The following is a 6,169-nucleotide window of genomic DNA, read 5'->3' as shown; positions in this document are numbered from 1 at the left end:
CCCTCGCCACCCGCTACGACAAACTCGCCCGCCACTACCAGGCCATGGTCACCATCGCCTGCCTACAACTCTGGCTCGCCACATGACTTTCCGGACACGCCCTAGGGCGACGGACCGACGATGCCGACGCGGAATCACGGCCCGTTCGCGACACCAGGTCAAAGAGATGTAACCCTGCGTCCCCATTTTGGGGCTTGTGCTGTGGAAACGCGCAAACACCCGCACGACGCACTGTCGAAGACCCTTCGCATCGCCCCGGTTTCTGCCACGATGCCGATTGGGGCGGGGGTGTACTCCTCGTCAACAGCCATCGGGCACCTCAGATACCAGTGGGAGAGTCACGGTGTATTTCGCCGCACTGCTCGCGCGCACCGAAGACGGGTGGGAAGCGAGCGACACAGAGCTCGACGATGTGGAGACCCTTGCCGACCTGGCCGATCTGGCCCGGGAGGCCGCGACCGACGACGAGCCCGTGCTCGCCTGCATCGAGCAGGAGGGCGCATGGTTCGGCGTCGTGAGAATCGAGGGCGAGGACGACCCGCGTGTCTTCGTCTCGGACGCCGCCGCTGCCATGCGCAGCTCGTACGGCGAGATCCTGCTCTCCGACGAACTGCTCGGCCGCGAACCGGAGGACCTGGAAGCGCTCGACCAGCTCGTCGACCTCGACGGCACGGAGGACGGTGAGCCCGACTCGAAGGAAGGCTTCGACAGCGGCGACCAGGCAGGCGGCAGCGACACCACGCCACCCGGCCCGATCGGCGACGCGAAGCTCCTGGCCGACCTCGGCATGGACGACAAGGCACTGGTCTCGCTCGCTCCCGAGGACGCGCTGAGCGAGATCGCGGACGCGCTCGGCTGCACGGACGTCCTGGAAGCCGTGCGCTGACGCTGTGCGCGGATGCCGTGCGCGGCAGAAGCCGAGCACGTAAGAGCCGCCGCCCGCACACCGGTCCACGGGCCGGACCTGCGCGGGCGGCACGCACGTTCCGCCCCCGGAGCCCTCCTCGCGCTCCACCCCTCACTCCGTGCGGGCGCGCACGGCCGGCGCCGCCCGGTTGCACACTGGCTGCCATGACAGACGTCCCCACCACCGTCCCTCCGCCGCCCGGCTCCGACCCCGTACGTGACCCGTGGCAGGCGCCGATGCGCCAGGCCCTCGCGGAGGCCGCACGGGCGGAGGAGACGGGCGACGTACCGGTCGGCGCGGTGGTGCTCGGCCCGGACGGCTCAGTGATCGGAGCCGGTCACAACGCCCGCGAGGCGGACGGCGATCCGACTGCCCACGCCGAGATCGTCGCGGTCCGCGCGGCCGCCGGAGCCCTCGGAGAGTGGCGGCTGCACGGCTGCACCCTGGTGGTCACGCTCGAGCCGTGCACCATGTGCGCGGGCGCCGCCGTGCTGTCCCGGCTGGACCGCGTCGTCTACGGAGCGGCCGACGAGAAGGCGGGCGCCGCGGGCTCGCTGTGGGACGTCGTACGGGACCGGCGGCTCAACCACCGGCCCGAGGTGATCGCCGGCGTCCTCGAGTCCGAGTGCGCCCGCCTGCTGACCGACTTCTTCCGCTCCCCCTGACCGGCCGCGACGGACGGCGCTGCGGCGCCGGGGCGGCCGCCTGCCGACCGGCCGCCGGAACGGATTTCGGGACACGGCACCGATTGGGCTAGAGTGCCTCTCGGTAGCGTGTCCGAGCGGCCGAAGGAGCTCGCCTCGAAAGCGAGTGAGGGGCAACCCTCCGTGGGTTCAAATCCCACCGCTACCGCAGGTAGATGAAGGGCCCGGTCCATCTGGACCGGGCCCTTCATTCTGTTCCGTCTCAGTTCGAGCGCAGGAGGGTGCCGTCGCCCCGTATTGATTCGCTTGCAGCATCAATCAAGTCGCTGTGTGCACGTCCGAGACTGTACCTCTGCTGCTCGTCGCGAGCCCGCCACCCGGATCTGATTTCGTCGGTTGCCGTCATGATGCCGTCAGCCCACTCCTGGATCCCTTCGTGGTACGTCTCGATCAACTGCCAGAGCTCACGTGCCGCCTGGTGCACCCGAGCGGGTCCGAGGAGACGGAGGGGGAAGTAGGCCGTCCGAATCTCGCTAATGCTCGTGCAATAGGCACTCCAGACGTCGGCTGATGCCTCGATCTCCAGGTCGAACATGCGCGTCACGTTGGATGCGGCGATGGTGAACCTGTCGTACATCTCAAGCATGAGGACCGCCGCACGCTTCCTCTCGTCCCGCAACCAGTGGTCGTGCTGAGCACGCTCCTGGGTCCGAGCTTGTTCGATCGTTGCGCGCGCCGTGGTCTCGGCGCCCATCCGCGCTCCACGGACCGCAGCCAGTCCGCCCATGGCTGCGCCACCAAGCGCGCCGACCAGCCCCACGCCCGCCGTCACTAACGCCACAAGTCCTTCGTCCATGACGGCAGGATGCAAGGTCGGACACCGGACAGGCGTCAATTTCGACAGGTTGGGCCGCAGCCCTCATTCGAGGACTGCGGCCCACAGTCACCTTTGACCAGCCCGCGCGAGCTGCCCGGCGGGCCCATCGTCATCATCGTCCAGGCAGTCGCTGCTCGGATTCCAGATGAGTCCGTCTATCGCGCCGCCATGGCCGTGGTAGACCACCCCATGAGTCCCATGACGGCGCCCTCGGAGACTCCGAGGATCAGCAACACCGTGGCGGCGGTGTGGCGGGCGTCGTGAAGGCGGCCATCCCTCACCTTGGCGTCGGCCAAAAGCTCCTTCCAGTCGTCGTAGTCGATACGGGACGAGGTACCGCGTCCGTCCCGGGTGGCGAAGAGCCAGCCTTGATCCGCCCACGTGTCCCCCGCCTTCGCCCGTTCGGCCTCCTGCTTCACCTGGTGAACCCTGAGCAGATCCGCGAGTTGTGCGAGCAGGCCCACCACCCGACGGCCTGCGCGCGACTTGGTGTCAGCCTTCTCCGGGTTGGTGCGTTGCCGCTGGGGGCAATACCCGGCTTTCCGGCCGCAGGTGTCGCCGCACCCGTGGGCGTAGCGCGGACGGCGACGACTCCGACGCACCATCAGCACGCCGCGTTCCATGTCCACATCCGACCACTTCAGGCCCAAAGCCTCACCCTGCCGCAACCCGAGCGCGAGAGCCACGGCCCAGCGAGCGGAGTTGCGGCGTTCATCCGCGGTTCGCAGCAGCCGCTTCACCTCGTCAACGGTGTACGGCTCAATCTCCTCATCACTAAGGCGAGGCGCCTTGGCAAGCTGTACCGGATTGCGGGCCAGGTGGCCGCGCCGGACAGCCTCATTGAGTGCGGTACGGAAGGTTCGGTGAATCTGATGAATCGTGCCCGCCCGGCGTCCATCCGCCTGCATCTTCCCGTAGAAGCCTCCCGGCGAGGTGTGAGGCCGCCGTGAGCGCGGCACACAGGCCGCTTCGCCCTCGATTCTGTAGCGGGCGATCAGCTTGCTGACCCACCCCTTCGAAGCCCCGTATTCACGCGCAACCTCAGCCTGAGACCTGTCCTCAACGACGCGCAGTAATGATCAACCTGGCTTTCGACACCGTCGAGCATCGACCCGGCCAGGCTTCCTATGTCCCGAGACACCGTTTCCGATGACCCGAGACACAGGTTTCCGATGTCCTGAACCAGCACACCACCGCTACCGCAGATGAACGAAGGGCCGGACCCGGCAGGGGTCCGGCCCTTCGGCGTGGGGGCGTCTCGGTCTCCGGTGTGGCTCGTGTCGGCGGCCCGGCTGACCGGCAAGCTCAGCGGCGACTTCGCCTTTCTGCTCAAACGCTGAACTCTCCCCGGCACCAGGGGCCCGCCCAACGAAGTCCGCCGGGCGGGGCCCGCTGAGGAACCTCAGGCCGTACGGCGACTACTCACCACCGCAGCGCACGTCAGTAGCCGTGTCTCAGGTGCCGGGACGGGCTTCGGCCGCGGACGGTGCGGCGTCGGGGGACGAGTGTGCTGAGGGGGGCCGCCCGCGGGTGGGTGTGCGGCGGGAGAGCAGGTAGCCGGCCAGTGCGGCGGCGGCGCCGGCCAGCCCGGCCGCCGCGAAGCCGCCCCCCGGACTGGTCAGGTCGATGGCTCCGCCCACGACGGGCGACCCCAGCGCGAAGCCCGCGCTCAGCGCGGAGGACTGCAGACCCGTCGCCTCACCGCGTACGCCCGCGGGCGCGAGCCGGCTCACGGCGTCGGCCACCGCGGAAAGGGCCGGGGCGGCGAGCAGTCCGGCGCAGGCGACGGCCACGCACAGCCAGGGCCATCCGCCGGCCAGTCCGGCGGGGAGCGTCGCCAGCCCGAGCAGGCCGAGCGGCAGCCATGTGGGCAGCGGCCGGGAGAGCCTGCCGTACACGAGTCCGCCGGTGACGGAGGACAGGCCGTACACCGCGACGATCACCGCGGCCCACGACACCTGCCCCTCTTCCTCGAGGGCCGCGACGATGGCCAGGTCGGTGCCGCTGAGCAGCATCGTGACGCCGAACGACATCACCAGCGCGGCGATCATGCCGGGGCCCAGCCAGTCGCGGCGGGAAGGACGTCCGGCGGCCGCGGCCTGCGACTCGCGCCCGGATCGCAGCGGCGGGTCGAGCAAGGCGAGCCCGGCTCCCCCGGCGACGATCGCGGCACCGATGCCCCACGCCATCACGCCGGAGGAAGCCTCCGCCGCACAGAGGATCACCACCGGCGGGCCCACCATGTACGACAGCTCGCCCTGCACGGATTCCAGTGCGAACGCGGCCCGCCGCTGCCCCTCCGTCGTCATCGCGGCGATCGCCTGCCGCGTCACCGCCTGCGCCGGGACCATCAGCAGTCCGGCCGCGAAGGCGGCGCCCAGCAGTACCCCGTACGGGATCATCGGCACGCTCAGCCAGAACACGGCTTGCGCCGCGCACGTCGCGAACAGCACCGTGCGAGGTCCCCGCCGGTCGATCACGCGTCCGAGCAGCGGCCCGCCCAGAGCCACCCCGGCGGTGAGAGCCGCGGCGACGCCGCCCGCCGCGACGTAGCTCATGTCCAGGTCGAGCACGACGTACATGGTCAGCGCCATCACGTCGGCCGTGATCGCGAGGCGCGCGAGCAGCGAGACGCCCAGCAGGGACGCCATTCCCGGTACGGCGAGAACCTGTCGGTATCCGGTCACCCGCATGACGCTAGGTCAACCGGTCTCCCATAGGTAGCGGTTAATTAATTGGAGGCTGCATAATCGATTCTTATGGCAATGGTCCGGGATCTCGAGACGGCGCTGCTGCGGTCGTTCGTCACCGCCGTGCGCGCCGGCAGCATCAGCCGCGGCGCGACCGCGCTCGGACAGACCCAGCCCGCGCTCAGCCAGCAGCTGAGGAGGCTGGAGAGCGCCGTCGGCCGTCCGCTGCTGCACCGCTCGCCGTCCGGCGTCTCGCCCACCCGGGCGGGTGAGGAGCTCCTGCCGTACGCCGAGCGCATCCTCTCCCTCTGCGCGCAGGCGCTCACCGAGACCGGCCGCGCGCTGACCGGGCACTGCCGGGTGGGGCTGCTCGAAGACCTCGCCGCGTCCCGGCTCTCGCAGGCCCTCGCCGACCTCGCCCGGCTGCACCCCGACGCGACGCTGGAGGTACTGAGCCTGTCCAGCGCCGAGATGCGGAAGGCCTACGACGCGGGCCGCGTCCAGCTCGTCCTCGATCACGTGCTGGACGTACCGGGGCCGCCGCGCTGGACTGTCCGCCGCCCGCTGACCTGGGCCATGGGCCCGGGAGTTGAGGCGGCGGCCGATCCGCTGCCGGTGGTGCTGTTCTCCAGCCCCTGCTTCTGGCGCACCTCCGTGCTGGAGGCACTCGAACGTGCCGGGCTGCGCTGGCGGGTGGCGTTCGAGAGCAACAGCCTCGCCGGGGTGCTCGCGGCGGTACGGGCGGGGCTCGGCGTGGCGGCGCTCATGCCCGCGAACGTCGAACCGGCCATGGCCTGCCATGACGCCGGGTCCCTGCCCGCCCTGCCGGACGTCGAGCTCGCTCTGGCACGGCATCCGCGGACGGAAGGCGATCTGCTGGTCGACGCCGTGGAGACCGCCCTGCGGCGCATGGTCTGACGTCGGCCGTCGGCCGTCGGCCGTCGGCCGGCTGACGTCATCGTCGGTCGTCCGCCATCGGTCGGCTGTTAGTCGTCATCTGTTAGTTGTCGGCTGTTATCTGTTATCTGTCAGCCGTCGGTCGTCGGCTGTT

The 6,169-nt window shown here is 70.1% G+C and carries 5 protein-coding genes, 1 tRNA gene and 2 pseudogenes; 5 read left to right on the top strand and 3 right to left on the bottom strand.

Annotated features, from left to right (window positions below; all coding sequences use genetic code 11):
- The 4 genes and pseudogenes from IEY56_RS27205 to IEY56_RS27190 all read left to right on the top strand — a co-directional run.
- Positions 1 to 86: pseudogene (locus IEY56_RS27205) on the top strand (IS5/IS1182 family transposase); the annotation flags it as partial.
- A 257-nt stretch (positions 87 to 343) separates the two neighbouring features.
- Positions 344 to 886 (top strand): tRNA adenosine deaminase-associated protein, encoded by a 543-nt coding sequence (locus IEY56_RS27200; protein ID WP_189039937.1) that lies wholly within the window; start codon positions 344 to 346, stop codon positions 884 to 886.
- A 185-nt stretch (positions 887 to 1,071) separates the two neighbouring features.
- Positions 1,072 to 1,572 (top strand): tRNA adenosine(34) deaminase TadA, encoded by a 501-nt coding sequence (gene tadA, locus IEY56_RS27195; protein WP_189039936.1) that lies wholly within the window; start codon positions 1,072 to 1,074, stop codon positions 1,570 to 1,572.
- Between the two features lie 102 nt (positions 1,573 to 1,674).
- Positions 1,675 to 1,759 (top strand) — tRNA-Ser (locus IEY56_RS27190).
- Positions 1,760 to 1,813: 54 nt separating this feature from the next.
- On the opposite strand, the gene IEY56_RS27185 is transcribed toward IEY56_RS27190, so the two are convergent.
- The 3 genes and pseudogenes from IEY56_RS27185 to IEY56_RS27170 form a co-directional block, all read right to left on the bottom strand.
- Complete coding sequence (locus IEY56_RS27185; RefSeq protein ID WP_189039935.1) at positions 1,814 to 2,407, bottom strand: hypothetical protein; 594 nt, start codon at positions 2,405 to 2,407, stop codon at positions 1,814 to 1,816.
- Between the two features lie 87 nt (positions 2,408 to 2,494).
- Positions 2,495 to 3,501, bottom strand: a pseudogene (locus IEY56_RS27180) (tyrosine-type recombinase/integrase); the annotation flags it as partial.
- Between the two features lie 381 nt (positions 3,502 to 3,882).
- On the bottom strand, positions 3,883 to 5,115 hold the full coding sequence (locus tag IEY56_RS27170) for an MFS transporter (RefSeq protein WP_229712244.1): 1,233 nt from the start codon (positions 5,113 to 5,115) through the stop codon (positions 3,883 to 3,885).
- 78 nt (positions 5,116 to 5,193) lie between these two features.
- Between IEY56_RS27170 and IEY56_RS27165 the strand changes: the two genes are divergently transcribed.
- Positions 5,194 to 6,036 carry a LysR substrate-binding domain-containing protein gene (locus IEY56_RS27165; RefSeq protein ID WP_189039933.1) on the top strand — a complete coding sequence of 281 codons (843 nt, stop codon included), beginning with the start codon at positions 5,194 to 5,196 and terminating at the stop codon, positions 6,034 to 6,036.
- Positions 6,037 to 6,169: the final 133 nt, after the last annotated feature.

The sequence above is a fragment of the Streptomyces daqingensis genome (assembly GCF_014645895.1).
Lineage (GTDB): Bacteria > Actinomycetota > Actinomycetes > Streptomycetales > Streptomycetaceae > Streptomyces > Streptomyces daqingensis.
Note: the sequence above shows the minus strand (reverse complement) of the source record. Positions and strands in the feature narration are given on the sequence as shown.

Coding starts and splice junctions, on each gene's coding strand:
- tadA (WP_189039936.1), top strand. CDS start 1,072: ATGACAGACGTCCCCACCACCGTCCCTCCGCCGCCCGGCTCCGACCCC.
- IEY56_RS27185 (WP_189039935.1), bottom strand. CDS start 2,407: ATGGACGAAGGACTTGTGGCGTTAGTGACGGCGGGCGTGGGGCTGGTC.
- IEY56_RS27165 (WP_189039933.1), top strand. CDS start 5,194: ATGGTCCGGGATCTCGAGACGGCGCTGCTGCGGTCGTTCGTCACCGCC.